Here is a 25,647-nt window from a genome sequence, read left to right on the forward strand (position 1 = left end):
TTCGGGTGTGGAGGCGACCGTCCGCGCTCGACTGGGTCAGGATCGGGCTGCTCGCGCTGGGACTGATCTTCGTGGCGACGGGCTGGCTGCCGCTGAACGTGGCGGTGGAGAAGTTCGACGAGATCGCTCCGCTGCTGCTGTTCCTCGTCGGCGTGATCGTTCTGGCCGAGCTGACGAAGGAGGCTCAGGTCTTCGACGCGATCGCGGCGAGGATGGCGGTGTTCGGGCGCGGCAGCTATCTCGCGCTCTTCTTCTTGTGTACGGCTTTCGCCTCCTTCGTCACGATATTTCTGAACCTGGACACCACGGCCGTCCTCCTCACCCCGGTCATGCTCGCCCTGGCCGCCCGCGCGGGCATCGCGGCGCTGCCCCTGGCCATGACCACGATCTGGCTGGCCAACACCGCGAGCCTCCTGCTGCCGGTCTCCAACCTGACGAACCTGCTGGCCATGAACGCCCTGCAGATGTCCAACCGGGAGTTCGCCACCCGCATGTGGGCGCCCCAGGCCGCCGCGATCGCGGTGACGATGGTGTTCCTCTGGCTGTTCTTCTGGCGCGGGGGCCGCCGCGGCGAGGTCCGCTACACCCCGCCGAGCCTGGAGCCGATCGCCGACACCGTCCTGTTCTGGGCGGCTTCGGCGGCGTGCGTACTGTTCATCGGCGCGCTCCTGTTCGACCAGCCGGTCCACGTGGCCGCGACGGTGGCCGCGCTGATCGTCGTGGCGGCATTCCTCGTGCGCGACCGCAAGCGCCTGACCTGGAGCCTGATCCCCTGGCAGCTCCTCATCTTCGTCACCGGCCTGTTCCTGGTCGTCCCGGCGCTCAGCCTGCACGGCCTGGCCGACGTCATGACCTGGATGATCGGCGGCGGCGAGAATCCCTACCGCACCGCGGCCGTGGGCGCCGGCCTGTCCAACGCCATCAACAACCTGCCCGCCTACCAGGCGCTGGAGGAGGTCGCCGACCGTGACCAGCTGCTCGCCGTACTGATCGGCACCAACGTCGGCCCGGTCATCACGCCGTGGGCGTCGCTGGCGACTCTGCTGTGGTTCGAGTCGTGCCGCCGCCACGGCGTGAAGGTGCCGATGGGCCGCTTCCTGCTCACCGGCGCGGTCCTGGCCGTCACCGCCCTGGTCGCCGCGGTCTGGGCGCTGGGCGCGGTATGAGCTGTTCGCATGATCGCCACTCGCCCGTAATGGGATAGTTTCCTACCTTTGACACGCTCTCCGCCATGTCTCTCGCACCCTCTCGCCGCGGCTTCCTGGCCCTCGGCGCCGGCATCGCGGCCGGCTCGCTGCTGCCCCTCTCCGTGCACCGGGCCCTGGCCATGCCCGTCCCCCGGGGTGGCCTGTCGGCCATCAAGCACGTGGTCTTCCTCATGCAGGAGAACCGCTCGTTCGACCACTACTTCGGCAGCATGCGCGGGGTGCGCGGCTTCGCCGACCGCAACGCGGTCACGCTCAGGAACGGCAAGCCCGTCTACGAGCAGCCGAACGGGACGGGAAGCGTGCTGCCCTTCCCGGTACGCGAGGCGGCCGACCTGGTCGGCAAGGACCTGCAGTGGATCAGCGCCCTGGCCCACGGCTGGAACGACGGCCAGCGCGCCGCCGCCAAGGGCTTGCACGACGGCTGGATCCCGGCCAAGAGCCCGGCCACGATGACCTTCTACCGCCGCGCGGACATCCCGCTGCAGTACGAGCTGGCCGACACCTTCACCATCTGCGACAACTACCACTGCTCCGTGCTCTCCTCGACCAGCCCCAACCGCAACTACCACGTCTCGGGCCACACCGGCTACGAGCCCGGCACCACCAAGCGGGCCATCGACAACGCCGCCTACAGCGAGGACACCCACCAGGGCTACACCTGGGCCAACGCGGGCGAGATCCTCCAGGCGGCCGGCCGCGGCTGGAAGGTCTACCACGAGTGGGACAACTACCAGGACAACAACCTGGAGTTCTTCGCCCGCTTCCGCCAGGTCGCCCGCAAGGCGCTCCAGGGCGACTTCAAGAGCATGGACGCCTTCTACGGCCAGGTGAGTGGCGCCGCCGAGCCCAGGCGCGGACAACTCCTGGCCCGCCTGGAGGAGGGCGTGGCCAAGCTCGACCCGCAGGAGCGGGAGCTGTTCGAGCGCGGCCTGCGCCGCGTGCCGGCCAAGCAGCTGGCCGCCTCCTTCCGCGCCGACGTCCAGGCCGGAACCCTGCCCGAGGTCAGCTACATCGTGCCGTCGGCCGCCGACTCCGAACACCCGAGCGCCTCCTCACCCCTGCAGAGCGCCCGCATCACCTACGACATCCTCGACGCCATCGCCTCCCACCCCGAGACCTGGCAGTCGACCGCGCTGTTCATCACCTACGACGAGAACGACGGCTTCTTCGACCACGTCCCGCCGCCGCTGCCGCCCGCCGAGCAGACCTCCGACTGGTACGACGGCAAGCCGATCGGCCTCGGCATCCGCGTCCCGATGACGGTCGTCTCGCCCTGGACCGCCGGCGGCCACGTGGCCTCGCAGATCTTCGACCACAGCTCGACCTGCCGCTTCCTGGAGACCTGGCTGGGCGTGCGCTTCCCCGACATCACGCCCTGGCGCCGCACGGTCGCCGGCGACCTCACCTCCGCCTTCGACTTCTCCGGTACGGCCCAGCCCCCCGCACCCGCCACCCCGGCGCCGGTCCCGGCCTTCAGCGGCCGGTGGAAGCCGGCGCCGCCGGCCAGCCAGTCGATGCCGGAGCAGGAGCCTGGGACCAAGCCGGCGCGGGCGCTGCCGTACCAGCCGAACGCCTGGGCGCGGGCGCTCGGGAAGGAGCTGGAGGTGACGCTCGCCAACACCGGCGCGGCGAGCATGCACATGACGCTCTACCCCTACAAGGGGGAGTTCGACCTGCCGCGGCACTTCGACGTGCAGGGCGTGAGCACGCGGCGGGTGGCGGTGGGGGATGCCTACCACCTGGTGGTGACCGGGCCGAACGGGTTCCGGCGCGAGTTCGCCGGGACGCTGTCGGCGGCGGCGGGCCGGGTGGAGGCGCGGGCGGTGATCGACATCGACCCGCGGCGGCTGCGCGTCGAGATCACCAACCTGGGCGATTCGCGGGTGAAGCTGCGGGTCCGCGCGCTGGCCTACGGAGGCAAGGAGCAGGCGGTGCCGCTGCGGGCCCGGCAGTACCGGCAGGTGGTGTGGCCGCTGGAGGGCTCGCACGGCTGGTACGACCTGGAGATCACCTGCGAGGAGGACCCGTCCTACCGCCGCCGCCTGATGGGCCACGTCGAAAACGGCCGCCCCAGCATCACCGGCTGACCCGCCATCCCTCCGAGGTTTCCCCATGTGGGTTTCCCCCGTGTGGGGTTGGCTCCGTGTGAGGTTAGCCCTGTGTGGGGTTGGCTCCGTGTGAGGTTGGCTCTGTGTGGGGTTGGCTCTGTGTGAGGTTGGCCCTGTGTGGGGTCAGCTCCGTGTGGGGTTACCCCGGGTGGCGGTGACCTGCGTCGGGGTGGGTTGCCGAGGTGAGGAGGGGAAGGAGGGTGGGGAGGGTGTCGGGGTGGGCGGCGACGAAGCTGCGGTCCTCGGCGGTGCCGTTGACGTTCTCGTCGAACGGCGAGCCGTCCAGCGCCCGGATCTCCATCCCCGCCTCCTGGGCGATCAACGCGCCCGCGGGCAGGTCGACCGCCTCCGCGCGGTAGCCGACCATGCCGTCGATGTCCCCCCTGGCCAGCATGACCCAGGACAGCAACGGGGCCCAGAGCTGCAGGACGCGCCGCGAGTGCAGCTCCAGGGCCGCCTTCAGCCCGAGGACGGTCGCGTCGTCGCGGGTGACCGTGTAGCCCTGGGTCCAGGCCAGCAGGGGCCCGTGGGGAAGGGGGCGGGCGGGCGGCGCCAGCCGTACACCCGAAGGAGAAAGCGCCCCGTGACCGCGGATCGCCGACCACGTCTGGCGGGTCACGGGGTCGTGCACGACCCCGAGCACGGGACGGCCGGCGTGGCACAACGCCAGCCCCACCACGTAGGCGGGCAGGCCGATGGCGACGTTGTTGGTGCCGTCGAGCGGGTCGACCAGCCAGGTCCACTCCGCCCCGGCGGCGCCCAGCAGGCCGGACTCCTCGGCGATCACCGCGTGGCCGGGATAAGCGGTCAGGATGCGTTCGACCAGCACCTTCTCCGAGGCCAGGTCGAGGTCGGTGACGACGTCACCGGCCGCGCCCTTGGCGTGCACGCCGAACGCGTCCGCCGTGCCGGCCGCCAGCAGCCGCCCGGCCGCCCGCGCGGCCTCCACGGCCAGTTCGCGCGCACGCTCCAGATCCATCACGGACCCCCACAGTGAGTCAGGACCAGCTGGACGGCCAGCGCCCGTTCCCCGTCGTCGAGCGGGCGGCGGGCGACGTGGTGGCCGGGCGCGCCGAGCGGGCCCAGCGACAGGTCGCGGCTGCCGGTGCGCCCGGAGCCCAGCGCGATCGTGGCGGCCTCGCCGCCCTCGGGCACGACGCTGGAGTGGAAGCTGTCGGCGGGCAGCGTGTAGGTGTCACCGGCGCCGAACACCTCGACCAGCCCGGTCGAGTGGCGCACGGTGCGCGGCGTGGGCGAGATGCGGTCGCCGTCGTCACCGCTGACCACCTCGAACACCCGGTGGGTGGCCTCGGCGGCGGGCGTGTCGGTGACGACCGCGTGGACGTTGCGCACCTGGCCGTACAGGACGTGGCTGACCAGGTCCCAGCTGTGGCAGTGGATCTGCGAGGTGGTGCTGCCCGCGCCGGGCAGGCGGCGCGACCACAGGTGCAGGCAGACGCCGTCGCCGCCGGCGCGTTCGAGCGGCAGGCAGACGAACCCCAGCGGATGGTGCACACCGTGGAAGTCCCCCCGGATGGCGGTGCTCACCCATGCGCGGGCGCGCGCCGCGGTGAGTTCCTCATGTGCGCTGCGGTAGCTCATACGGATCCTTGGCCCGCAAGGCCTTGCGGGCGATGTCGACGATGTCGCGATCGTTGTACGTCCTGGGCAGCGGCAGCTCGATCCCGCGGAAGAGTTCCTGGACCTCCTCGACCGTGGGCTCGTCGCTCAGCGGTACGTGCTTGTAGGACTCCAGCGGAACCCGGCGCGCCTGCTCCAGGCTGAGCCGGAGCTCGGTGTCGCAGCTCTCGTAGTAGAAGGTTCCGGCCAGTGCGGTCATCGCGCGGTTCGGGTCCTCGATCGTCATGATCACCCTGGAGGCGGACAGGTCCCAGCGGAAGGTGGTCATCGTGGAGGACAGGCCCACGCCGATGTCGAGCAGGCCGTAGCGCTGGCGGTGCCAGAACGCGGCCAGGATCGTCGCGAAGGACTCCTTCCTGACCCGGTCGGTGGTCCACGTCTCGCCGGTGACGTCCGGGGCGTCGGCCAGCGAGCGGCGGTAGTGGGCGTACGCCTCGCAGACCTCGTTGTTGGTCGGGTCGATGATCTCGATGCGGACGGTCAGGTGGCGCTTGTCCTTGCGGGCGGCCACCACGCACTCGGGCAGCGTGACGGCGCGCAGGAACGTTCCGGTGCCGCCCTTGAAGCTCCACCGGGTGGTGCCGCTGCGGGCGTCGCGGTGCGCCTGGGCGATCTCCAGCGGGCTGGCCAGGACCCTGACCAGCTGGAGTTCGTCGAGGGCGCGGCGGGTGCCGGTGACGAGGGTCTCGATCTGCTCCAGCCGGGCCAGGCGGACCGGGAGCTCGGACAGGGCGCCGGAGGTGATGGTCGCCTCGACGGGGGCCTGGCGCAGCCGGTCGCGCAGCAGGGCGGTGGCGACCAGCGCGAGGATGACCAGCGTCGCGGCGCTGACGAGCTGGTTCTGGATCTTCTCGCCTTCATCGCCGAAGATCTCCTCCGGCATGATCCCCAGGATGCCCACGGTGATCGCCAAGCCGAGCGCGATCGCGCCGTCGGCGTTCTGCGCCGCCCACGGAGCGACCCGCCTCAGCGCCGCGCCGACCCGCCCCATCGTCTCGCCCCGCATCCGCAACGATCAGTCAGTTCCCCCACGTCATGGTAACGAGCGGGTCATGCGACCACCAGAGCATGATCCCGTACCTGGGGAGGAGGCGAGAATCCACCCCTTTGATGAGGTACGCCGCTGACCTGCCCTTACGCTAGTTGTGGGGGTTGCAAACGGGGATGAAGTGGGTCAGGGCGGCGGGGGCCGTCGTGTGTGCTCTGGTGCTGGTCGTGTTCACGGTCTGCCCGGTGCTGCCGTGGACGATGAGACAGGTGGTCGCCGCCGAGCGGGCCGACCGCTTCGTCCAGGTCGTCGCGCACGCCGACGACGACCTGCTCTTCATGAGCCCCGACCTGTTCGGCGCGGTCGCCGGCGGGCGGGTCACCACGACGATCTACCTGACCGCCGGCGAGGGGCCGACCGGGGTGGAGGACGACCGTGACCCGCGGGCCTACGTCCGCGGCCGGCAGGAAGGCATCAAGGCCGCCTACGCCTACCTCGCCGGGGTGCCGAACGTCTGGCGATCCCGCGTCCTGAGCCTCGGCAGGCTGCCGGTCCGCGTCGACACCCTCGCCGCCAGTCCCAGGATCAGGCTCGTCTTCGCCGGGCTGCCCGACGGCGGCGACCCCCGGGCCGACGGCGGGCACGACGCGCTGTCCAGGATGTGGGCCAGGGACGCCTGTGTGCGCAGGTTCACCGGGCCGTGCCCGCACCCGTGCGTACGCAGGCAGGACGTGCTCGCGACGCTGCGCGCGCTTTACCAGCGTTACCGGCCGACCGTGCTGCGCACCCTCGACCCCAACCCGCCCGACTGGCACGGTGACCACACCGACCACACGGCCTCGGCCAAGTTCGCCGCCGAGGCCGCGCGGGGGATGAAGCTCAGGCTGCTGGCCTACCGCGGCTACACGATGACCGGCTGGCCGTCCAACCTCGACTGGCGGGCCAGGCGGCTGAAGGAGGCCGCGTTCCAGGTCTACCGGCGCCACGACTACCGCGCCGAGTCGGGGCCGCGCTACGCCGCCTGGCTCAGGAGGATGTACCTCGTCCGGCCCGGGACGTTCGGGCCGTGAGCCAGGCGGCGGGAGCGTTCTAGAACCAGCCGCGGCGGCGGGCCATCGCCTCAAGGCCCTGCTGGAGCGCCTGCTCGGCGGCGCCGGGGTGGTCGCCGTAGCGGACGGTGAAGCGGTTGTAGGAGTCGCCGCCCGAGCTGAGGAAGCCGCCCCGGTTGTCGGCCTCCAGGATGACGTCCATCTGGGACGGGCCCGCGATGAAGGTCAGCTCCAGCTCGTTGAAGTGGCGCCGCCACTGGCCGCCGGCGTAGTACTCGATCTCCTGGAAGAACGGCATCGTCGAGCCGTACAGCGTGCCGCGCTCCAGGTCGGCCTTCTTGAAGCCGAAGCCCAGCCGGTCCAGGGCCGTGATGATGTGCTCCTGGGCCGCCAGCGGGCTGACGAACAGCGGGTCGAGGTCGCCCTTGTCCAGCGCGCCGGCCAGCGCCAGCTCGGTCTGGACGCCCAGCCGCATGCCCGGCAGCGCGTGGCCGCCGATCGCGCTGATCGGCGTCTCCCACGGCACCGGGATCTCGAACGGGTGGCTGTGCGAGGTCCCCGCGGCCAGGTGGAACGGCCCCGACACCTGCTGGCGCAGGAAGCTGTAGGTCGAGCGGTACTCGCTGTCGCCGCTCTCGATCTCGACCACGGCGGTGAACTCGATGTGGATGCCCTCGACCTTGTAGTCGGAGCCGCTGCTCTTGAAGTGCACGTCGCCGCGGAGCATCTCACCCGGGCGGACGGTGGCATTGCTCAGGACGGTGTCGACCTCGACGCCGGCGCCGAACGCGGCCTTCAACTTGCGGAACACCATGGGGTTCTCCTAAGAGGTAGTGCCTGACCCGTTTCCGTGGGAGCCGGAGAGCCGGGGGAGTAGCTGGGCGAGCAACAGGGTGGACATCGGGTCGGACTGGCCGCCGGCCGTACGAACCACGAGGGGCTGGGGTGCGCTCTCGGCCAGTTTGGCACCGACGTCGAGGCGGCGGCGAGCCAGCTCGTACTGCAGGACGGCGCGGTTGTCACGGTAGGACTCCGCCAGCCTGCGCAGCGCCTTGGCCTCGTTCTCCGCGGCGGTGAGGTCGGCGCGGCCGCGCGCCTCGATCTCCCAGCGCACGCGCTGTGCCTCGGTCTCCTGCTCCTCCAGCATGCGGGCGACGTCCTTGCGGGCCTTGTTGTGCGCGGCCTTGACCTCGACGACGCGGGCGTCGCGGGTCTTCTTGGAGCGCTCGATCTCCATGAGCAGCGTGTCGATACGGCGCTTGCGCGTCAGCTCCCACTCGCGCTCGTAGGCGGACAGCTCCTTGGCGACCTTCTCGCGGGTGGCCAGGTGCTGCTGGTACTGGTCGGGCAACTGGACGTCGGGGATGTTGGCGCCGATGATGCGCACGCCGTACCGGCCGAGCTGGCGGCTGAGCGCGTCCTGCATGTCGCCCACGTCGGAGCCGCGCAGGTCGTAGGCGCGCTCGGTGTTGACGCGGCGGCTGCGCTGGCGGATGGCGTCCTGGACGGCGCTGGACAGCACGAGGTCGAAGTTGCCCGCGCCGATGGTACGCACGAAGGCGACCGGGTCGACGATGCGGAACTTCAGGAAGAACTCGATCGACTTCAGCGGCACGTTCTCGGCCGTCGGGCAGGCCACGATCGGCGCCGAGTAGGGGATCTCGGTGGAGGTGTCGACGACGGCGTCGACGCGGTCCCACGGCAGCCAGAGGTAGTGGCGGCCCGGCGGGAGCGTTCCGGTGATCGCGCCCCACCTGCTGCGGACCCCGGTGGTGCCCTCCTCGATCTCGATGATGGCCTTGCGCCACATCCACACGGCCGCGATCACCACCAGCGCCGCGGCCGACAGAGCCGCCCAGAGCCAGCCGGAGAAGATCGCCAGCCCGGCGAAGTACAGGGCCAGGAAGATCAGGGCCATCCACGCGAAGCCGCGCCGGTCCTTGGGGATCACGACCGGCACGAGCTGGCCCTGCTCGCCGCCGCGCAGCAGTTGCCTGATGTCCGACCAGGAGGCCAGTGACTCCTTGATCTTCGAGAACTCGCGCGCCATCAGAGCTCACCCTCCTTCTGTACGGCAGGCAGCGGACGCTCCACGGTCTTGTCCGCGTCGCCGGGCGGATCCGCCGCGATCTCCGGCAGCTCGGTGGCGTCGGCCGGCTGGGCGACCTTCTTCAGAAGCGTGGCGATCTCGTCCTCGCGGGCGGCCACGCGGCGGCCGATCTCGTCGAGCCTGCCCCGGATGGCGGCCATGTCCTCGGGCGAGAACAGCGCCGCGCCCTTGCCGCCGATCAGCTGCTGGGCCAGCGCGAGGAAGTCGATGTCGGTCTCCTCGCCCACCTGCACCACCTGCGGCAGCTTCGCGGCCACCGACTCCAGCTTGGCCAGCAGGTCCTGCTGGAAGCGGTAGTCGAGGATCTCCGGCGCCTCGGCGGCGCTCAGCGCCCTGATGTCCAGCGCCTGCGCCTCCAGGAGGGCGGCGTTGGCGTTGGCCGTGGACTCCGCCTCGACCAGGCGCTGCCCGGCCTGCGCCTTGGCCTGGTGGCTGGCCCGCTCAAGGGCGGTGTCCATCCTGGCCTGGTAGCCGGCGATCTCGGCCTGGATGGCGCTGAGCGTCTCCTGCAGCCCGGCCAGCTCCTTGATCAGGTCGCCCTCGTTCTGCTCCTTGCGCAGCTGGAGCTCGTACTCGTAGGTGTAGGCCTCCTTGGCCACCCTCACCATCTCGGGGGCCGCGAGGTCCATGCGGTACTCCTGGCTGGAGGGCTCGGCGTGGGTGATGTTCACGTCGGTCAGCCGTACCGCGGGCAGGAACTGCTGGTTGAGGCTCTCCAGGATGCCCTGGGTGCTCTCGCCCACCAGGTCGTAGATGTCCTCGGCGCGCTGGGCGTAGATGAGGGAGCGGGTGACCTCGCTGACGGAGTTCTGCAGCTTGGACTGGAAGCCGCTGACCGAGCCGAGCACGAAGATGAACTCCGCCGGGTTCTCGATCCTGAACTGCAGGAACAGGTCGACGCTCGCCTTGACGCCCTGCTGCGTCGGCGCCTCGCTGATCGGGGCGTTGAACGGGTACTCGCGGGTGGTGTTGACGATGTAGCTGACCCGCTTCCATGGGTTGATCAGCGTCACCCGGCCCGGGTCGGCGATCTGCACCAGCTTGCCGAACTTGGTGATGAGCGCCTTGCAGCCCTCGGGCACCATGACGACGCTGCGCCGCCACCACAGGAACACCGCGGCCAGCACCAGCACGAGCCAGTAGTGGGGGCCGAAGAACAGGTCGGTGTTCGGGATGATGCCGCCGAGCGCGCCGATGAGGCCGAGCACCACGAGGATGCCGAGCGGCACCACCACCTTGGCCGTCGTCCCCTTGGGGATCACGACGGGGGAGATGACGTGCATGCCGTTCTCGCTGAAGCTGCGGTTGACGATCTCGCCGGCTTCGTTGAGCGAGGCGCTCCTGGCCTCGATGACCGTGCCCGTCGACACACCGCCGTCGCGGGCGGCCGCGAAGTCGTGCGGGTTGAGGGCGAACCCAGGAGCTTGGGCGGCGAGTTGCTGCCCTGCCTGGTCCACCGCCTGGCCGACCGCCTGCCGCAGGTCGCCGCCTTGAACCACCGCTTGGGCTATCCCCTGGCCTGCCTGGATCAGGGCCTCTCTGGGTCGTGACATCGCACCTCTCTTTTCCTGTTCAGGCCGCTCTTGACCGTATCGGGTGCGACTTACTGTTCGCTTGCAATGCCCTGTCACAGATGTATTGCGGCGCATAGTAGGTGTGCTATCAATGTAGTAGACCTACTATCAGGAGGGATGATGGAGGCTCTGAGCGAGCTCCCGCTGAACGCGGAACCCGCCCGCGATGACGCCGTCATCGAGGTCAGCGGCCTGCGGATGAACTATGGTCCGCGCGAGGTGCTGAACGGTGTCGGATTCACCGTGGGGGCGGGAGAGGTGATCGCCCTGCTGGGTCCCAACGGGGCGGGTAAGACGACCACGATCGAGATCCTCGAAGGATTTCGCGGGCGCTCCGCCGGGCAGGTCCGCGTGCTCGGCCAGGACCCCGCCCAGGGCGGGGAGGCGTGGCGGGCCAGGATCGGCGTCGTGCTGCAGTCCTGGCGCGACCACGGGCGGTGGCGGGTCAGGGAACTGCTGCGGCACCTCGGGCGCTACTACGAGCCGTACCGCACGCCGTACCCCACGGACGAGCTCATCGAGGCGGTCGGGCTCGCCGAGCACGCGGGCAAGCGCGTCAACCGGCTCTCCGGCGGGCAGCGGCGCAGGCTCGACGTCGCGATCGGCATCGTCGGCCGGCCGGAACTGCTCTTCCTCGACGAGCCGACCGCGGGCTTCGACCCGCAGGCCAGGCGTGACTTCCACGACCTGGTGCACCGGCTGTCCGACCTCGACTCCACCACCATCCTGCTGACCACCCACGACCTCGACGAGGCCGAGAAGCTCGCCGCCCGCATCCTCATCCTGTCGGGCGGCCGCATCGTCGCCGACGGCAGTCCCGACCAGCTCGCCCGCGGCGTCTCGCGCGACGCCCAGGTCCGCTGGAGCCGTGACGGCGAGCTGTTCGTGCACGCCACCGACGACGCCACCCGCTTCGTTCAGGGCCTTTTCGCGCAGTACGGCGACGCGATCGAGGACCTGGAGGTACGGCGGGCCACCCTGGAGGACACCTACATGGCCATCGTGCGGAAGGAGGAACGGTGAACGCCACCACACACGCCGTGAAGCTCGGCCTGGCCAGGGGCTGGATCGAGTTCCGGCACAGCCTGACCAGCTCCACCGACATGTACTTCAACGCCTTCATCTCCGTGGCGTTCGTCGTCGTGCTGTACTTCCAGCGCGAGGTGAAGCTGCCCGGCACGAACCTGTCGCTCGCGGCCGCCACGCTGCCCAGCATGCTCGCCCTGCTCGTCGCCGTGGGCGGCCTGGTCGGCACCGTCGGCACACTGGCGGTCGAGCGGGAGGACGGCACCCTGCTGCGGGCCAAGGCCATGCCGCACGGCATGACCGGCTACCTCATCGGCAGGATCGTCAGCACCTCCACGGCCGGGCTGGTCACCCTGGTGATCGTGCTGGCGGCGGGGCTGATCCTGGTGCCCTCGATGCTCGGCACGGGGCTGGGCGGCTGGCTCATGTTCGCCTGGGTGATCGTGCTCGGGCTGCTGGCCACGCTCCCGCTGGGCGCCGTCGTCGGCTCGCTGACCAGCAACCCGCAGGCCGCCGCCGGCTTCTCCATGCTGACCGTCGGCGCCCTCACCTCGGCCTCCGGCATCTTCTACCCGATCACCTCCATGCCTGAGTGGCTCCAGACGGTCAGCCAGATCTTCCCCCTGTACTGGCTCGGCCTCGGCATGCGCTCGGCCTTCCTGCCCGACGCGGCGGCCGCCGCGGAGATCGGCCAGTCGTGGCGGGTCTTCGAGACCACGGGCGTGCTGGGCCTGTGGGCGCTGGCCGGGCTGCTGCTCGCGCCGCCCATCCTGCGCAGGATGGCCAAGCGTGAGTCCGGCTCGCTGGTGCAGGAGCGCCGCGAGCGGGCGATGCAACGGGTGAGCTGAGAAGATAGGCGGCGATGAGCGAGATCGTCTATAACCGCATCGCCCTGCTGCGGGCCGAGCGCGGCGTCACCCGCAGGCAGCTGGCCGACGCGCTCGGCGTCCACTACCAGACGGTCGGCTACCTGGAGCGGGGGGAGTACAGTCCCAGCCTGTACCTGGCGCTGCGCATAGCCGCCCACTTCGAGGTGCCGGTCGAGGTCGTCTTCTCCACCACGCCGTTCCCGCGCATCGGCGAGCGCTCGGCATGAACTGTCGGTGCGGTTGCCTACAGTGGCAGCATGCGACCGGTCACAGATTTGCAGCGCAAGGTGGCACCCTTCGAGGTGATCACCGAGATGACTCCCTCGGGCGACCAGCCCACGGCCATCGCCGAGCTGGAGCGCCGCGTCACGGCCGGTGAGAAGGACAACGTGCTGCTGGGCGCCACGGGCACCGGCAAGACCGCCTCCATCGCCTGGCTCATCGAGCGCCTCCAGCGGCCCACGCTGGTTATGCAGCCCAACAAGACCCTGGCCGCGCAGTTCGCCAACGAGCTGCGCGAGATGCTGCCCAACAACGCGGTCGAGTACTTCGTCTCCTACTACGACTACTACCAGCCCGAGGCGTACGTCCCGCAGAGCGACACCTACATCGAGAAGGACTCCTCGATCAACGACGAGGTGGAGCGGCTGCGCCACTCGGCGACGAACTCGCTGCTGACCCGCCGCGACACCGTCGTGGTCGCCTCGGTCTCGTGCATCTACGGCCTGGGCACGCCGCAGGAGTACGTCGACCGCATGGCCAGGCTCAAGGTCGGCATGGAGGTCGAGCGCGACCAGCTCCTGCGCCGCCTGGTCGACATGCAGTACACGCGCAACGACCTGGCCTTCACCCGTGGCACGTTCCGGGTCAGGGGCGACACGATCGAGATCATCCCGAAGTACGAGGAGCTCGCCGTACGCATCGAGATGTTCGGCGACGAGGTCGAGAAGCTCGCCACGATGCACCCGCTGACCGGCGAGGTCATCACCGAGGACGACGAGCTCTACATCTTCCCCGCCTCCCACTACGTGGCGGGCGAGGAGCGCATGGCCAAGGCCGTGGCCGGCATCGAGGCTGAGCTGACCGGCCGCCTGGAGGAGCTGGAGCGCCAGGGCAAGCTCCTGGAGGCCCAGCGCCTGCGCATGCGCACCACCTACGACATCGAGATGATGCGCCAGATCGGCACCTGCTCCGGCATCGAGAACTATTCGCGCCACATGGACGGCCGCGAGGCGGGCAGCGCACCCAACACCCTGCTCGACTACTTCCCCGAGGACTTCCTGCTGGTCCTGGACGAGTCCCACCAGACGGTCCCGCAGATCGGCGCCATGTACGAGGGTGACGCCTCCCGCAAGCGCACCCTGGTCGACCACGGCTTCCGCCTGCCCTCGGCCCTGGACAACCGCCCGCTGAAGTGGGAGGAGTTCCTGGAGCGCATCGGCCAGACGGTCTACCTGTCGGCCACGCCCGGCTCCTACGAGCTGGGCCGGGTCAAGGGCGACGTCGTCGAGCAGGTCATCCGCCCGACCGGCCTGGTCGACCCCGAGGTCGTGGTCAAGCCCACCAAGGGCCAGATCGACGACCTGGTCCACGAGATCCGCGAGCGGGCCGACCGCGACGAGCGCGTCCTGGTCACCACGCTCACCAAGAAGATGTCGGAAGACCTCACCGACTACCTGCTTGAGCTGGGCATCCGCGTCCGCTACCTGCACAGCGAGGTCGACACCCTGCGCCGGATCGAGCTCCTGCGCGAGCTGCGGAGCGGCGAGTTCGACGTCCTGGTCGGCATCAACCTGCTGCGCGAGGGCCTCGACCTGCCCGAGGTGTCCCTGGTGGCCATCCTCGACGCCGACAAGGAAGGCTTCCTGCGCTCGGAGACCTCCCTCATCCAGACCATCGGCCGCGCCGCCAGAAACGTCTCCGGCCAGGTCCACATGTACGCCGACAAGATCACCCCCTCGATGGAGCGGGCGATCGACGAGACCAACCGGCGCCGGGCCAAGCAGATCGCCTACAACGAGGCCAAGGGCATCGACCCGCAGCCGCTGCGCAAGAAGATCGCCGACATCCTCGACTCGCTGCAGCGCGAGGACGCCGACACCGAGCAGCTCATGGGCAGCGGCCGCCAGCAGTCACGCGGCAAGGCACCCGTGCCCGGGTTCGCGGCCAAGGCGGCGGGCCAGCACGCCAAGGCGATCGCGGGGGAGATGCCGCGTGCGCAGATGGAGTCGCTGATCGAGTCGCTGACCGAGCAGATGCACCAGTCGGCGGCCGACCTGCAGTTCGAGGTCGCGGCCCGGCTGCGCGACGAGATCAAGGAACTGAAGCGGGAGCTACGCGACATGCGGGAGGCAGGCGTCAAGTAGGGCCACAAGGCCACGGCCCTCGCTGCCGCCCGGGCGCTGTGGGCGTGGTCCCTCGCTGTCACCCGGGGCTGGGATAGCGGGGCTCTGCTCGGCTGCCGCTGTGGTGACAGCGGGGCTCGGCCCCACATCCCGGCGAAGGAGACACCGTCGCGGTCGCGGCTGGGTGGGGGCGCGGCGGTTGTTCTTCGGTGATGGGTTGGGTGGCGGGCGCCCTTCAAGGAGGCGGTGCCCATGGTCATGGCTCTGAGCTGCGGGTTCGCGGGTGGTGGTGGGGTGTGTGATGAAGGCCACGGCCAACTCGGACCATAACAAGAATCGATAGCCCCACCGGCCACCGTAAACACAGCGTAATCTGACGGTCACCCTTTGAAAGGAGTCCGCTGTGTCCGGACCGCAGGCGTACGAGATGCCGCTGGAGATGGTCAGACGGCATCCGAGTCTTGTCCTGGAGCTGATGTCGGTGGCTCAGGGTGGGCTGCCGACCGGGTATCGGGATGCGCGGCTCGTCGCGGGTGAGCCGGAGGCGCCGATCGTGGAGGTCACGGCGGCCAGCGGCGGGCGGATCCATGTGTGTCTGCGGTTCCCGCTGGCTCCGGGTGGCGGGCGCGCGGATGACAGCGGGCTGTTGATGGTCGTCTGTTTCGACGAAGAGGTGGCCGACCAGTTCCGGCATGGGCTGGAGACCGTGGTGGTCGGGCCTCGGGATCTGCGGCGCTGGTACGCGTTGGACAAGATCGCGGAGTCGCCCGAACTGGCCACACTGTGGGCTATCGCCAGTGGTGACCCGGATGTTCGCGCGTGTGTGGCCAAGGCGCTGCTGGTGTTGAGAGATGAGCGTGGCGCGCACTACTACTCGTATTTGAGCTCCCGGCTCTCCGCCCAGGACCGGGCGGAACTGGAGAAGCTGATGATGGGCGAGCGCTACCTGCTGATCGACAACGCCGTGACCGGGCCCTTCTGGGAGGCCGGGCGCTGGCATGGGCGGCGGGAGACGTTGCGGTGGCTGCTGGAGCATCGGGGGCTCAAGGTGGATCGGATTCAGGAGGAGGCCATCGACTCCTGCCGGCGTCAGTCGACGGTGCGGGAGTGGATGCGGCGCGCCCTGACCGCCGCCACCGCCGAGGACGTCTTCATCGGAGTCTGGTAGCCACCCACGGCGCCAGGTCGTCGTAGCCGGCGCCCTTGTTGATGCGGGCCCGCAGGTTCTGGGCCTGGGCGGTGGTGAACATCCCGCCCGCCAGCACCAGCGGAAAGCCGAGACGCCAGCTCAGCAGGGCCTTCTCGCTGTGCCGGTGCGCGTTGCGGAGCACGGCCGCGCCCACGCGGACCGCGTGCTCGTTCAAGGGCGGCACGCCGGGACGGTCGGGTTCCCTGGCCGAGTAGCGGAAACCCTCGTCCAGGTCGCACGGCGGGCACCCGGCAGGGCCCCTGCCCCTGCGGTTGCCGCAGGCGGGGCAGGTCAGGCGGTCGAAGGCGGCGTCCACGACCCGCCACGCGTAGGGCTTGATCTCGCTGACGATCATCTCGGCGAGGTCCGGGTCGTCGGGCAGCGACTCTTCCTTCAGGAAGGCCTGGTAGCCGTCCTCCACGAGGGTGTCCAGGAGGTCGCGGCAGCGGGGGCAGGCGGGGGCGCCGCCGTACTCGAAACAGCCGCATCGCGGGCACCGGTGCATCCGCCCAGCGTAGCGACGGTTATGCGGTTGCGGGTCGTCGGCGGCCTGGGCATAATCGTCGGAGCTTCGAGAGGGAGGAGGTCGAGACCATGGCGAATGTCTTCCGCGTGCCTTTTTCCGCGTCCTCAGACCTCCCCATCGGTCAGCCGCCGACCTGATCGCCGCGCCGGTGGGCCTTCACTCTGGAGCCTTTCACCGTGCCGAAGCACTACCGCAAGCGTGGCAAGAACGCCCTCGACGCCGACGACATCGAGTGGCTTGAGAACCATCACCGCGACGAAGCCGACGAAGACGGTCCGCCCGAGGGGGATCGCTGGTCCACCTGGGATCTCAGCGTGCCGACCGAGCGCGGGCCCCGGCCGTACCCCGGATGGCTGGTCACCGAGCTGGCCGCGGTCGACACCGAGCTGGGCGTGCTCAAGACCGGCAAGGAAGCCGACGTGCACCTCATCTCGCGCGGCGTGCCCGGCACCGGCCGCCAGTGCCTGCTGGCCGCCAAGCGCTACCGCTCGGGCGAGCACCGCCTCTTCCACCGCGACGCCGGGTACCTGGAGGGGCGCCGCATGCGCGACAGCCGCATGTCACGGGCCATGGCGGGGCGCACGGCGTTCGGCAAGCAGGTGATCGCCGGGCAGTGGGCGGGCGCGGAGTTCGCGGCGCTGACCCGGCTGTTCGAGCTGGGGCTGCCGGTTCCCTACCCGGTTCAGATCGTGGGGACGGAGGTGCTGGAGGAGTTCATCGGCACGCCCGACGGCTACGCGGCGCCGCGCCTGGCCAACGTCTCGGACGACCTGCCCGGCCTCTGGGAGCAACTCGTCGACGCGATGGTACGGCTGGCGCACGAAGGCCTGGCCCACGGCGACCTGTCGCCCTACAACATCCTGGTCCACGAGGGCCGCCTGGTCATCATCGACCTGCCCCAGATCGTGGACGTGATCTCCCACCCGGCCGGGCCCGAGTTCCTGGACCGGGACGCCCGCAACGTGGCCACCTGGTTCGCCGGAAAGGGCCTGCCCCAGGCCGACCCCGACGGGCTGGCCGCCCTCCTGCGCGCGGAGGCCCGGGTGAGCTGAACCGGGGTCGTTCAGATGGCGGCGGTGCCCATGACGTGGAACGCCCACGGTGTGCGCCCGCCGGGGAACAGGAACCGGTCGAGCCGCCCCACCCGCAACCCGGCGCGCTCCACGGCCGCGACCGTGTCCCGCCCGCAGTGGCAGCCGCCGAGCAGGCGCGGGCCCACGGTCGCGTCGATGACCCGCTGGGCCCGCCGGATCCCGGCGGTGTCGGCGCGTACGTGCTCCAGGAACCGGAACCGGCCGCCGGGCGCCAGCACGCGGCGCACCTCACGCAGCGCCGCGGCCTGGTCGTGCACCGAACACAGCACCAGGCACGACACCACGCCGTCGAACTCCCCGTCGGCCGCGGGCAGCCGCTCGGCCAGCCCGTCGACGACCTCGACGGGCACCGGCGCCTCCTTGGCGGCCTGCCGGGCGGCCGCGCGCAGGCTGGGCTCGGGTTCGACGGCGAGCACCCGGGTGACCTCGCGCGGGTAGTGGCGGAAGTTCATGCCGTTGCCCGCGCCGATCTCCAGCACGCGGCCGTGGAGCGGGGCGAGTAGCGCCTGGCGTTTCTCGCGCATGCCGCCGCGCTCCATGGCGTGGCTCAGCCGGATGTAGAGGCGGGCGAAGATCGGGTGCTTGACGTCCACCCCTCCATCACATCACCCGACGGCGGGTTCTTCGACGAGGGCGACGCGTACGTCCGCGGGGGCGCCGCCGTACAGGGGGATGGAGAAGACCGCGGTACGGCCCCGCGCCGCATAACTCGCATACCGCAGCCCGTCCTCATCCCAGAAGTCCTGGATGTCCGAGGACAGGTGGGCGGCGGCCGTGCAGTAGGCGGGGCTGCGGTAGAGCAGCCGCAGCGAGGTCTCCAGCGGGATCAGCCCCGGCTCGCGGACGGCCAGCGGACGCGTCAGCCGTACCAGGAGCTGCCGTGACGGGGTGAGCCAGTGACGGTCGAGTTCGGGGGAGAGGGCCAGCAGGGCGAGGGCCTCGGCGCCGGCGATCACGAGCGCGAGCGGCTCGACCGGGTACGGCCCGGCCGTCACCGCCGGCGCGCTCATGGCCAGCAGAAGCCCGGCGCGGGCGAACGAACGCCACTCGACCGGCCGGCCGTGGGCGCCCAGGCAGCCGCAGGACGCGTCGGGGACGGAGATCGCGGAGTAGGCCAGGTAGGCGAGGAAGCCGGTGGACAGGGCGGCGGCGGCCGTACCCTCCCAGGGGGAGGACGGCGGCGCGAGCAGGACGCCCGCCACCGCGAGTTCGGCCACCGCCACCAGACGGAGCAGAGGGACCGCGCGCGCCGGGCCGGCCAGCCGGGCCAGCGCCGTCCGCCCGGCCTGCGACCGCATCCGTCGGCTGAGCAGTTTCATCAGGGCCGCCCAGACCAGGAAGGCGGCGATCACGTAGGGCTGCAGCGCGGCGATCCCTTGCATCACACGCTCCTAGTGCGGGGAGAACACGGTGGCGATGTCGACTTCGTTGGTGTCAGGCCGCCAGGCGCCCAGGATCTGGACGTGCTGGCCGACGCGCAGGAGCGACAGGTCGGCCGACGGCGGCGCGTCGGAGTGGACGGCCACGGACCTGCCGGGTACGACGTGGCAGAGCACGTCCTTGCCGTTGTGGTCGAGGTGGATCTTCTCGTTGGTGATGTTCCTGACGTGGCCCTTGATGTTGACGATGTTGAGCCACACGGACTCGGCGGCGAGCATGCCGTCGGGCATGCGGACGCCCCTGGCGTAGAGGCCGTCGCCGGGCCTGGCCTGGTCGAAGCCGACGGGGCCGAGCTTCCACAGGCTCGTCCCGTCGACGACCCTGATCTGGTGGAAGACCATGTTCGAGCCGAGCACGACCAGGGTGCTGTCCTTGATGGCCCGGATGCGGCCTTCGGCGAACTCGGGGTCGGGGACGCCGGGTTCCGGCTGATCCGGTGCGGCGGCGAAGGCCGCCTCGGGGCCGAGCGAACCCATCGCGGTGGCGGCCACGACCGTGGCGCCGCCGCCCAGGAGCGCGGATTTGAGCATCTGCCTGCGTGTGGTCATCCTCAGCTCCCTCAGGCCGTCGAGATCTCGCACGGGCGCAGGCCCGTGGACAGGCTGGCGATCCTGGAGTAGGCCGCCGGGGTGAGGTCGATCAGCCGGTTGCTGGCGCAGGTGGCGCCGCAGCAGCTGCGCTCGCCGCAGAACAGGTCGGTCTGCGGGCCGCAGTCGGCGATGGTGGTGACGATGCTGCCGCCGCCGCACAGGGACGTGGTCCGGTGGCGGAACCCGCAGGTCCGGCGGGACAGGGCGTCGCCGCAGCGGTCGGGACGGGTGATGTTCCAGCAGGCGTCGGAGGTGTTGGGCCAGGCGTGCTGCAGGCTTCCCGAGTTGCAGGTGCCGCAGGCACCCTTGCCGGTGGAGCTGCAGGGTCCCCAGGCGTTCCCGCAGCAGAACCACGAGACTTCGCCTTGGACCGGGCCGAGTAAGTCGATGGGGTCAGTGGGCGTGCTGCGCACCATGCGCGTCCTCCTTGGGGGGTGGATGGGGAGGCGGTGCAGCGCTGCGTTGAAACTTTCCGACTCGATCTATCAATAGCATGTAAGGAAGTTTCGTCAACGCCCAAAAATACGGCGGCCCCCGTGGGGGACCGCCGTGGGATGCGCTTCAGATCAGCTTGGTGTAGTCGAGATCGATCTCGACGTCGAAGCCGATGTTGGTGCTCAGCTTGCCCCGATGGATGCCCGTCGGGACATAGGCCTTCACGGCCGGTTCGAGCTCGAAGGTGTAGGCGACCGCGACGCCCTTTTCCTCCTCGATCCTCCAGAAGTACCTGATCCCGGCATCGGCGTACTTGCTCGGCTTGGTGGTACGGTCCCGCTCCTCCGACTCCTTGGAGACGACCTCCACGATCAGGTGGACATCCTCCGGTCGGAAGGATGTGGTGACGCTCATCATCGCCGACCTGCTGACCAGCAGGATGTCGGGCTCTGGACGTTGCCTGATGCCCAGGGTGACGGTCATCTCCCGAGCGACAGCCAAGTGCTCGGGAAGGTGGAACCCCTGTTCGAGCAGGCGGAGGATGAGCATGTGAAATCTGGTCTGCGGCGACATCATGACGAGTGACCCATCGATCAGCTCGACGTGCTTGGGCGCGTCGGGAGGGAGGCGATCGAGCATGTCGGCGGTCCAGCCGTCCCGGGGGCCTGGGTAGAACCAGTCGGGGAGTGCGGTGGTCACGACCCACCTCCTCTGAAGCTTTTACGCGACGACTTCATGATGTCACAGAGAGTTAGGTCAGGAGGGCTCTTGGCGGTTCTGGATGGTCTTGCGGTAGAGATCGTCGATCTCATCCAGCGGGTCGGTGAAGGGGGCCGGGCGGCGGGCCTCGATCTCCAGGTCGGTGCGGGAGGAGAGGTCGTCGATGCCGCCCGAGGCGTGTTGCACCTGCGTGCGCATGAGGTCGGCGCGGATTCGGGCGCACATGGCCGTGAGCTTGGCCTGGTGTTCGCGCAGGCGTTCGGCCGTGACGTGGTCGACCACCGAGGAGATGCGCAGCTGCTGGGCGTAGATGCCCAGCTGCTGGTCCTGGACCTCGGCCTGCTTGGCCAGCTCGGCCATCAGGTGGGGCAGGTCGCCCAGGCCCCAGCCCGACGCGTGCGCCTGGTCGATCGCCTGGCGGGTCAGCCCGACCTCGCGGCGCAGGTCGAGGCGGAGGCGCTCGATCTCGGCCGCCTCGCCGGTGCCCATCGCGTTGACGTGGGCACTGAGCCGGGTCGTCGCCTTCTTGGCGGATTTGGCCGCCTTTTTGCCCAGCTTGACCATGAAAAAGATCGCCACCCCGCCGAGCACCAGGAACAGCAGGAAGACGACCAGCAGAATCGCGAAGATCGTTTCGATCGGAGGCACCTCCCGTGCACTGAGCATAGTCCGCCGAATCGGCCGGCATGAGGCTCAGCCAGATCGCGTTCCGCTGCGTTCTTATCGCTCTGACCAACGCCGGATGGGGCTCAGGTAGTTCCATCCTGAGCGGATTCGGCACAGGATCCCGAACCGAGCAAGCTCTTGATTGTGTCGGGGGCCTGTGGTTCAGTGCGTCCATTGTCCCGGGCCGCTTGAGGAGCCGCGCATGCTCGACGGGAAGGTCGTCGTCGTCACCGGGGGAGCGCGCGGCATGGGCGCCGCCACCGCCCGCCGTTGCGCCGCCGCGGGCGCGAGTGTGATCGTCACGGACGTCCTCGCCGAGGAGGGCACGGCCACCGCCAAGGACATCGGCGGCCGCTTCCTGCCCCACGACGTCAGCAGCGAGGCCGACTGGGCCCGTGTCATGGACGAGACCGGCCCCTTCCACGGCCTGGTGAACAACGCCGGAATCGTCTCCACCCAGCCGATCGAGCAGACGACGCCGGCCGACTTCGAGCGGGTGCTGAACGTCAACCTGACCGGGGTCTTCCTCGGCCTGCGCGCCGCCGTCGGGCCCATGCGGGCGGCGGGCGGCGGCGCCATCGTCAATCTGTCGTCGGTGGCGGGCCTGTTCGCGCTGCCCGGCACCGCCGGGTACGGCGCCTCCAAATGGGGCGTGCGCGGGCTGACGAAGATCGCGGCGCTGGAGTTCGCGCCAGCCCGGATCCGGGTCAACTCCGTGCATCCCGGGATGATCGTCACGCCGATGACCGAGCAGTTCGGGGCCACGCTGGCGGAGGGCGCGTTCCCGCTGGCGGCCAGCGGGCGGTGGGGCACGCCCGAGGAGGTGGCCGAGGCCATCGCGTTCCTGCTGTCGGACGCCGCCTCCTACATCACCGGCGCCGAACTCGCCGTGGACGGCGGCTGGAGCGCCGGAGAAGCCGCCCTGATCACGCCATCCACCGCACCCCCACCTGCGGCATCCACGACGGCCGGGGCGCCTCCGTGGCCGGACCCCGCCGCACCGCCGGGGGCCTGACGTGGGCGAAGGACCGCGCGGTCACGGGCTCCCGGTGCGGGGATCCGGCGTGCCGGAAGGCCCGCCTTCGCGCCCTCCCGTCCACGGAACCGGCGGTGACGCGGCCGCTGTGGTGATCAGGACGGGGTTCCGGCGTGGTGACGGGTGCGGGGCCGGCGTGGTGAGGCTTGAGGAGGTACGGCGTGGCCGTTGACGAGAGCACGCGGGTGGTCATCGACGTGCTGACCGGCGTCTTCCCGAAGATCGGCACCGAGGTGCCGGCCGCCGAGTCCGCCTCCGGGCACGCCTGCGCGGCGCTGCGCGAAGGCCTGAGGTAGGGAGGCGCATGCCGTACGCGCGGGTCGCCGAGGACGTCCGGCTCTTCCACACCGACGACGGCGCCGGGGAGGCGACGCCGTTGCTCCTGGTGCACGGCTGGGGCGCCGACTCGCACCAGTGGTCCTGGCACCTCGACGCCCTGGCCGCCGGGCGCCGGGTGATCGCCGTGGACCTGCGCGGCCACGGCTACTCCTCCGTGCCCGCCGAGGACAACACGCCCCGCCGCATGGCCGAGGACCTCGCCGCTCTGCTGGCCGCGCTGGGCGTCGCGAAGGTCGTCGCGATCGGCCACTCGATGGGCGGCCAGATCGTCTCCATCCTCGCCGTCGAGCATCCCGGCCTGGTCGAGCGGCTGGTCGCGGTCGATCCGGGGTACGGCATCGCGCCGGAGGTGGCCGGGATGTTCCCCCGGACGATCGCCGCCCTGCGCTCGGAACACGCGCACGAGGCGGCCGTCGAGATCGACCGCTGGTGCACCAACCGGCGCACCCCCGCGGTCATCCGCCGATGGCACCGGCGCCGTCTGTACGGGATGGCGCCGCACGTGCTGGCCCAGGCGTTCGAGGCGATGTTCGCGCTGGAGGACTCGATCGGCGTACGGCCCGCCTCCGACGCCTACCTGGCCCGGAGGTCCTGCCCGGTGCTGTCGCTGTGGGCCGACCCGAACCAGGCGGCATGGGAGGAAGGGCTGCTCAAGCACCCGGACTCGAAGGTCGTCGTCTGGGAGGGGGCCGGGCACCGCCTGCACGAGGAGCGGCCCGACGACTTCGTCGCGCTCGTGCTCGGCTGGCTAGCCGGGTGAGCGGCCGCGGCGGCGGCGCCGTACCTTTCTGATCACCCACCACGCGAGCAGGGCCAGCCCGATGAGCAGGACGATCACCAGCAGCGGGATGAAGATCGCCACGAGGCTCACGCCGAGCGAGCCGGCGTCCTCGACGGTGCTCATCACGGGCGCGCCGACCCCGCCGGTGCCGACGTTGACGACCGGACGGGCCGTGGCCTTCAGCGCGTGTACGGCCAGCGCCACCAGGATGCCGAGCACCCAGCTGAGCCACGGGTTCTCGGTGAGCCAGGTGGAGTTGTCGAGCTCGGCCGCGGCCGAGGTGGCGCTGAACACCACGCCGCCGGAGGCGGGCCGGACCGCCGTCTGGATCATGTCGTTGACGCTGTCCACGGCCGGGATCTTGTCGAGCACCACCTCGGCCAGCAGCAGCACGGCCAGCACCGCCAGCACGCCCCAGTTCGACAGCCACGCGTAGCCGTCGGGCAGCTTCACGCGGTCGGTGAAGTTGGCCAGCACCCCGACCACGAGCAGCGGGATGTAGGCGTTGAGCCCGGCGGCCGTCGACAGACCCAGGCCGGTGAGCGTGGCGAACATGACACCAACCTAGCCTCCCGCTCCCGGCGTCGGCTCACCTCGGCGACGCCCCCGAGCATCCGCAGGCCGACCAGGGGCTGCGACGACCTCGGCCGGGCTGCGACGACCTCGGCCGGATCGCGCACGTCGCCCGCCGCGACGCGGCACCCGCCGGCCCGGTCGTGGACGAGCACGACCGGGCCGTTGTCGCCTACGGCCGTCTCCGGCCCGCACCCGCCTCCGGCCCGCACCCGGAGGGCGACGGCGCCGAAGTCGGGCCGGTGCCGGGGTCGGCGATCCGCGTCCGTAGTCGTAGACCCGCGCGGGTGAGGGCTGAGCGGGACCGACGCGACTCATCGCCGCGTGGTCAGTCGGGGCGGGTGACCTCGTCCAGCAGCCCGGCCAGGGCGGGGCCGGTGAACTCGGCCATCGCGCGCTCGTACTTCTCCATGCCCCACGACCAGAAGTCGAAGTCGATGGACTCGTTGGCGCCGTCCTGGATGGCGGCCCACAGCGTCCAGCCGTACTTGGACATGAGGCCCAGCAGCCGCGCCCGCGCGACGCGGTTGCGCAGGCGGCGGCCGTAGTAGGCGGTGACGAGCTCCTCCAGCTGCTCCAGCGACAGGTCGGACTCGCTCCAGATGTTGCCCAGCTCGAAGCAGGCGTCGTTGTTGCCCGAGTACTCGTAGTCGATCAGCCACAGGCGCTCGCCGTCGTCGATGAAGTTGCCGGGCAGCAGATCGTTGTTGCAGGGGACGGTCCCCTCGTCGCGGACCTTCAACGCCTCACGGATCTGCGCCACTTGAGGCTCGAAATCCCGATATTTCGCGGGGAGGCGGAAATTTCGGGATTGGACGATCTTCAGATACCCCTTCTGGATCTCGAACATGTCGAAGTCCCGGGAGAAGCGCGGCCCGCTGTGCAGCCTCTGGCACGCCTCGGCCACCCGCGGCAGGTTCGCCGAGTCCCGCAGGTCCGCCTCGGTGAACGTGCGCCCCGGCAGGTACCCCACCACCAGCACCCCGAGCTCCCGCAGATAGGCGTGGACCGGCGCCCCGACCCCCGCCCGCTCGGCCGCGATCGAGTTGGCGTGCTCGGCGTCCCTGTCGATGCCCAGCAGCCCGCCCTCGCTGGCCGGAACCCTGACCACGTACGCCGCGCCCGGCACGCTCACCTTGTAATTGCGGTTGGTGAGCCCCCCGGGAAGCTCTTCGACGGTACGCGGCAGGCCCGCCAGCAGGGGAATGCGGTCGAGAACCTCATCCATGGGCGCTCTCCTCGTCAAGATTGACCGGCGATGCTAGCACCGTGCCCCCATCTCCGATCGTGCCTCACGCACCCGCGACACGCGCCCGATCGAGAAGGAAACGGTCTAGACC

The 25,647-nt window shown here is 70.3% G+C and carries 27 protein-coding genes; 12 read left to right on the forward strand and 15 right to left on the reverse strand.

Going from position 1 to position 25,647, the window contains the following annotated elements; all coding sequences use genetic code 11:
- Positions 1-5 precede the first annotated feature (5 nt).
- On the forward strand, positions 6-1,166 hold the full coding sequence (locus tag ACIBKY_RS30335) for an SLC13 family permease (protein ID WP_397101796.1): 1,161 nt from the start codon (positions 6-8) through the stop codon (positions 1,164-1,166).
- Between the two features lie 65 nt (positions 1,167-1,231).
- Positions 1,232-3,295 carry a phosphocholine-specific phospholipase C gene (locus tag ACIBKY_RS30340; protein ID WP_397101798.1) on the forward strand — a complete coding sequence of 688 codons (2,064 nt, stop codon included), beginning with the start codon at positions 1,232-1,234 and terminating at the stop codon, positions 3,293-3,295.
- Positions 3,296-3,455: 160 nt separating this feature from the next.
- Here ACIBKY_RS30340 and ACIBKY_RS30345 read toward each other — a convergent pair whose 3' ends face one another.
- Genes ACIBKY_RS30345 through ACIBKY_RS30355 form a run of 3 tightly spaced genes read right to left on the reverse strand, consistent with a single transcriptional unit; the run spans position 3,456 to position 5,963 of the window.
- Positions 3,456-4,295, reverse strand: coding sequence for an inositol monophosphatase family protein (locus ACIBKY_RS30345; protein WP_397101800.1), 840 nt, complete (start codon positions 4,293-4,295; stop codon positions 3,456-3,458).
- Positions 4,295-4,918 (reverse strand): hypothetical protein, encoded by a 624-nt coding sequence (locus ACIBKY_RS30350; RefSeq protein ID WP_397101802.1) that lies wholly within the window; start codon positions 4,916-4,918, stop codon positions 4,295-4,297. The genes ACIBKY_RS30345 and ACIBKY_RS30350 overlap by 1 nt, the downstream gene beginning before the upstream one ends.
- Positions 4,896-5,963 carry a hypothetical protein gene (locus ACIBKY_RS30355; protein WP_397101804.1) on the reverse strand — a complete coding sequence of 356 codons (1,068 nt, stop codon included), beginning with the start codon at positions 5,961-5,963 and terminating at the stop codon, positions 4,896-4,898. The genes ACIBKY_RS30350 and ACIBKY_RS30355 overlap by 23 nt, the downstream gene beginning before the upstream one ends.
- Positions 5,964-6,121: 158 nt before the next feature.
- Between ACIBKY_RS30355 and ACIBKY_RS30360 the strand changes: the two genes are divergently transcribed.
- On the forward strand, positions 6,122-7,015 hold the full coding sequence (locus tag ACIBKY_RS30360; protein WP_397101806.1) for a PIG-L family deacetylase: 894 nt from the start codon (positions 6,122-6,124) through the stop codon (positions 7,013-7,015).
- A gap of 19 nt (positions 7,016-7,034) precedes the next feature.
- On the opposite strand, the gene ACIBKY_RS30365 is transcribed toward ACIBKY_RS30360, so the two are convergent.
- From ACIBKY_RS30365 to ACIBKY_RS30375, 3 genes are read right to left on the reverse strand one after another with little or no spacing between them, the layout of a single operon-like run.
- On the reverse strand, positions 7,035-7,808 hold the full coding sequence (locus ACIBKY_RS30365) for a sporulation protein (RefSeq protein ID WP_184960928.1): 774 nt from the start codon (positions 7,806-7,808) through the stop codon (positions 7,035-7,037).
- Positions 7,809-7,817: 9 nt separating this feature from the next.
- Entirely contained in the window at positions 7,818-9,044 is a 1,227-nt protein-coding gene (locus ACIBKY_RS30370; RefSeq protein WP_397101808.1) for an SPFH domain-containing protein, read from the reverse strand.
- Complete coding sequence (locus ACIBKY_RS30375) at positions 9,044-10,657, reverse strand: SPFH domain-containing protein (protein ID WP_397101810.1); 1,614 nt, start codon at positions 10,655-10,657, stop codon at positions 9,044-9,046. The genes ACIBKY_RS30370 and ACIBKY_RS30375 overlap by 1 nt, the downstream gene beginning before the upstream one ends.
- Before the next feature lie 138 nt (positions 10,658-10,795).
- On the opposite strand from ACIBKY_RS30375, the gene ACIBKY_RS30380 reads away from it, so the two are divergent.
- From ACIBKY_RS30380 to ACIBKY_RS30400, 5 genes are all read left to right on the forward strand, one after another.
- Positions 10,796-11,701, forward strand: coding sequence for an ABC transporter ATP-binding protein (locus ACIBKY_RS30380; RefSeq protein WP_397101812.1), 906 nt, complete (start codon positions 10,796-10,798; stop codon positions 11,699-11,701).
- Positions 11,698-12,552 carry an ABC transporter permease gene (locus ACIBKY_RS30385; protein WP_397101814.1) on the forward strand — a complete coding sequence of 285 codons (855 nt, stop codon included), beginning with the start codon at positions 11,698-11,700 and terminating at the stop codon, positions 12,550-12,552. The genes ACIBKY_RS30380 and ACIBKY_RS30385 overlap by 4 nt, the downstream gene beginning before the upstream one ends.
- Before the next feature lie 14 nt (positions 12,553-12,566).
- Positions 12,567-12,800, forward strand: a complete 234-nt coding sequence (locus ACIBKY_RS30390; protein ID WP_397101816.1) for a helix-turn-helix transcriptional regulator — start codon at positions 12,567-12,569, stop codon at positions 12,798-12,800.
- A gap of 30 nt (positions 12,801-12,830) precedes the next feature.
- Positions 12,831-14,939 (forward strand): excinuclease ABC subunit UvrB, encoded by a 2,109-nt coding sequence (uvrB, locus tag ACIBKY_RS30395; RefSeq protein WP_379612937.1) that lies wholly within the window; start codon positions 12,831-12,833, stop codon positions 14,937-14,939.
- Between the two features lie 382 nt (positions 14,940-15,321).
- Positions 15,322-16,086 carry a hypothetical protein gene (locus ACIBKY_RS30400; RefSeq protein ID WP_397101818.1) on the forward strand — a complete coding sequence of 255 codons (765 nt, stop codon included), beginning with the start codon at positions 15,322-15,324 and terminating at the stop codon, positions 16,084-16,086.
- Here ACIBKY_RS30400 and ACIBKY_RS30405 read toward each other — a convergent pair.
- Complete coding sequence (locus ACIBKY_RS30405) at positions 16,070-16,612, reverse strand: hypothetical protein (RefSeq protein WP_397101819.1); 543 nt, start codon at positions 16,610-16,612, stop codon at positions 16,070-16,072. The genes ACIBKY_RS30400 and ACIBKY_RS30405 overlap by 17 nt on opposite strands.
- Before the next feature lie 197 nt (positions 16,613-16,809).
- On the opposite strand from ACIBKY_RS30405, the gene ACIBKY_RS30410 reads away from it, so the two are divergent.
- Entirely contained in the window at positions 16,810-17,685 is an 876-nt protein-coding gene (locus tag ACIBKY_RS30410; protein ID WP_397101821.1) for a serine protein kinase RIO, read from the forward strand.
- Positions 17,686-17,696: 11 nt separating this feature from the next.
- Here ACIBKY_RS30410 and ACIBKY_RS30415 read toward each other — a convergent pair whose 3' ends face one another.
- The 6 genes from ACIBKY_RS30415 to ACIBKY_RS30440 form a co-directional block, all read right to left on the reverse strand.
- On the reverse strand, positions 17,697-18,320 hold the full coding sequence (locus ACIBKY_RS30415) for a class I SAM-dependent methyltransferase (RefSeq protein WP_397101823.1): 624 nt from the start codon (positions 18,318-18,320) through the stop codon (positions 17,697-17,699).
- A gap of 12 nt (positions 18,321-18,332) precedes the next feature.
- Entirely contained in the window at positions 18,333-19,109 is a 777-nt protein-coding gene (locus ACIBKY_RS30420) for a MauE/DoxX family redox-associated membrane protein (protein ID WP_397101824.1), read from the reverse strand.
- Between the two features lie 9 nt (positions 19,110-19,118).
- Positions 19,119-19,715 carry a cell wall protein gene (locus tag ACIBKY_RS30425; RefSeq protein ID WP_397101826.1) on the reverse strand — a complete coding sequence of 199 codons (597 nt, stop codon included), beginning with the start codon at positions 19,713-19,715 and terminating at the stop codon, positions 19,119-19,121.
- A gap of 11 nt (positions 19,716-19,726) precedes the next feature.
- Positions 19,727-20,173 carry a hypothetical protein gene (locus ACIBKY_RS30430; RefSeq protein WP_379612930.1) on the reverse strand — a complete coding sequence of 149 codons (447 nt, stop codon included), beginning with the start codon at positions 20,171-20,173 and terminating at the stop codon, positions 19,727-19,729.
- 145 nt (positions 20,174-20,318) lie between these two features.
- Complete coding sequence (locus ACIBKY_RS30435) at positions 20,319-20,891, reverse strand: Uma2 family endonuclease (RefSeq protein ID WP_397101828.1); 573 nt, start codon at positions 20,889-20,891, stop codon at positions 20,319-20,321.
- A gap of 57 nt (positions 20,892-20,948) precedes the next feature.
- Positions 20,949-21,560: a hypothetical protein gene (locus ACIBKY_RS30440; RefSeq protein WP_397101830.1), complete on the reverse strand. Its 612-nt coding sequence runs from the start codon at positions 21,558-21,560 to the stop codon at positions 20,949-20,951.
- Positions 21,561-21,780: 220 nt separating this feature from the next.
- Between ACIBKY_RS30440 and ACIBKY_RS30445 the strand changes: the two genes are divergently transcribed.
- The 3 genes from ACIBKY_RS30445 to ACIBKY_RS30455 all read left to right on the forward strand — a co-directional run bounded on the left by ACIBKY_RS30445 (position 21,781) and on the right by ACIBKY_RS30455 (position 23,713).
- Positions 21,781-22,593 carry a glucose 1-dehydrogenase gene (locus ACIBKY_RS30445; RefSeq protein ID WP_397101831.1) on the forward strand — a complete coding sequence of 271 codons (813 nt, stop codon included), beginning with the start codon at positions 21,781-21,783 and terminating at the stop codon, positions 22,591-22,593.
- A 182-nt stretch (positions 22,594-22,775) separates the two neighbouring features.
- Entirely contained in the window at positions 22,776-22,910 is a 135-nt protein-coding gene (locus ACIBKY_RS30450; protein ID WP_397101833.1) for a hypothetical protein, read from the forward strand.
- An 8-nt stretch (positions 22,911-22,918) separates the two neighbouring features.
- Positions 22,919-23,713: an alpha/beta fold hydrolase gene (locus tag ACIBKY_RS30455; RefSeq protein WP_397101835.1), complete on the forward strand. Its 795-nt coding sequence runs from the start codon at positions 22,919-22,921 to the stop codon at positions 23,711-23,713.
- Here ACIBKY_RS30455 and ACIBKY_RS30460 read toward each other — a convergent pair.
- Together ACIBKY_RS30460 and ACIBKY_RS30465 are read right to left on the reverse strand one after the other, a co-directional pair.
- A complete protein-coding gene (locus ACIBKY_RS30460) occupies positions 23,702-24,289 on the reverse strand; it encodes a DUF4126 domain-containing protein (RefSeq protein ID WP_397101836.1) in 588 nt (195 codons plus the stop codon). The genes ACIBKY_RS30455 and ACIBKY_RS30460 overlap by 12 nt on opposite strands.
- A gap of 346 nt (positions 24,290-24,635) precedes the next feature.
- A complete protein-coding gene (locus tag ACIBKY_RS30465) occupies positions 24,636-25,535 on the reverse strand; it encodes a phosphotransferase (RefSeq protein WP_397101838.1) in 900 nt (299 codons plus the stop codon).
- Positions 25,536-25,647 lie beyond the last annotated feature (112 nt).

Source organism: Nonomuraea sp. NPDC050394 (assembly GCF_044459065.1).
Classification (GTDB): Bacteria; Actinomycetota; Actinomycetes; order Streptosporangiales; family Streptosporangiaceae; genus Nonomuraea.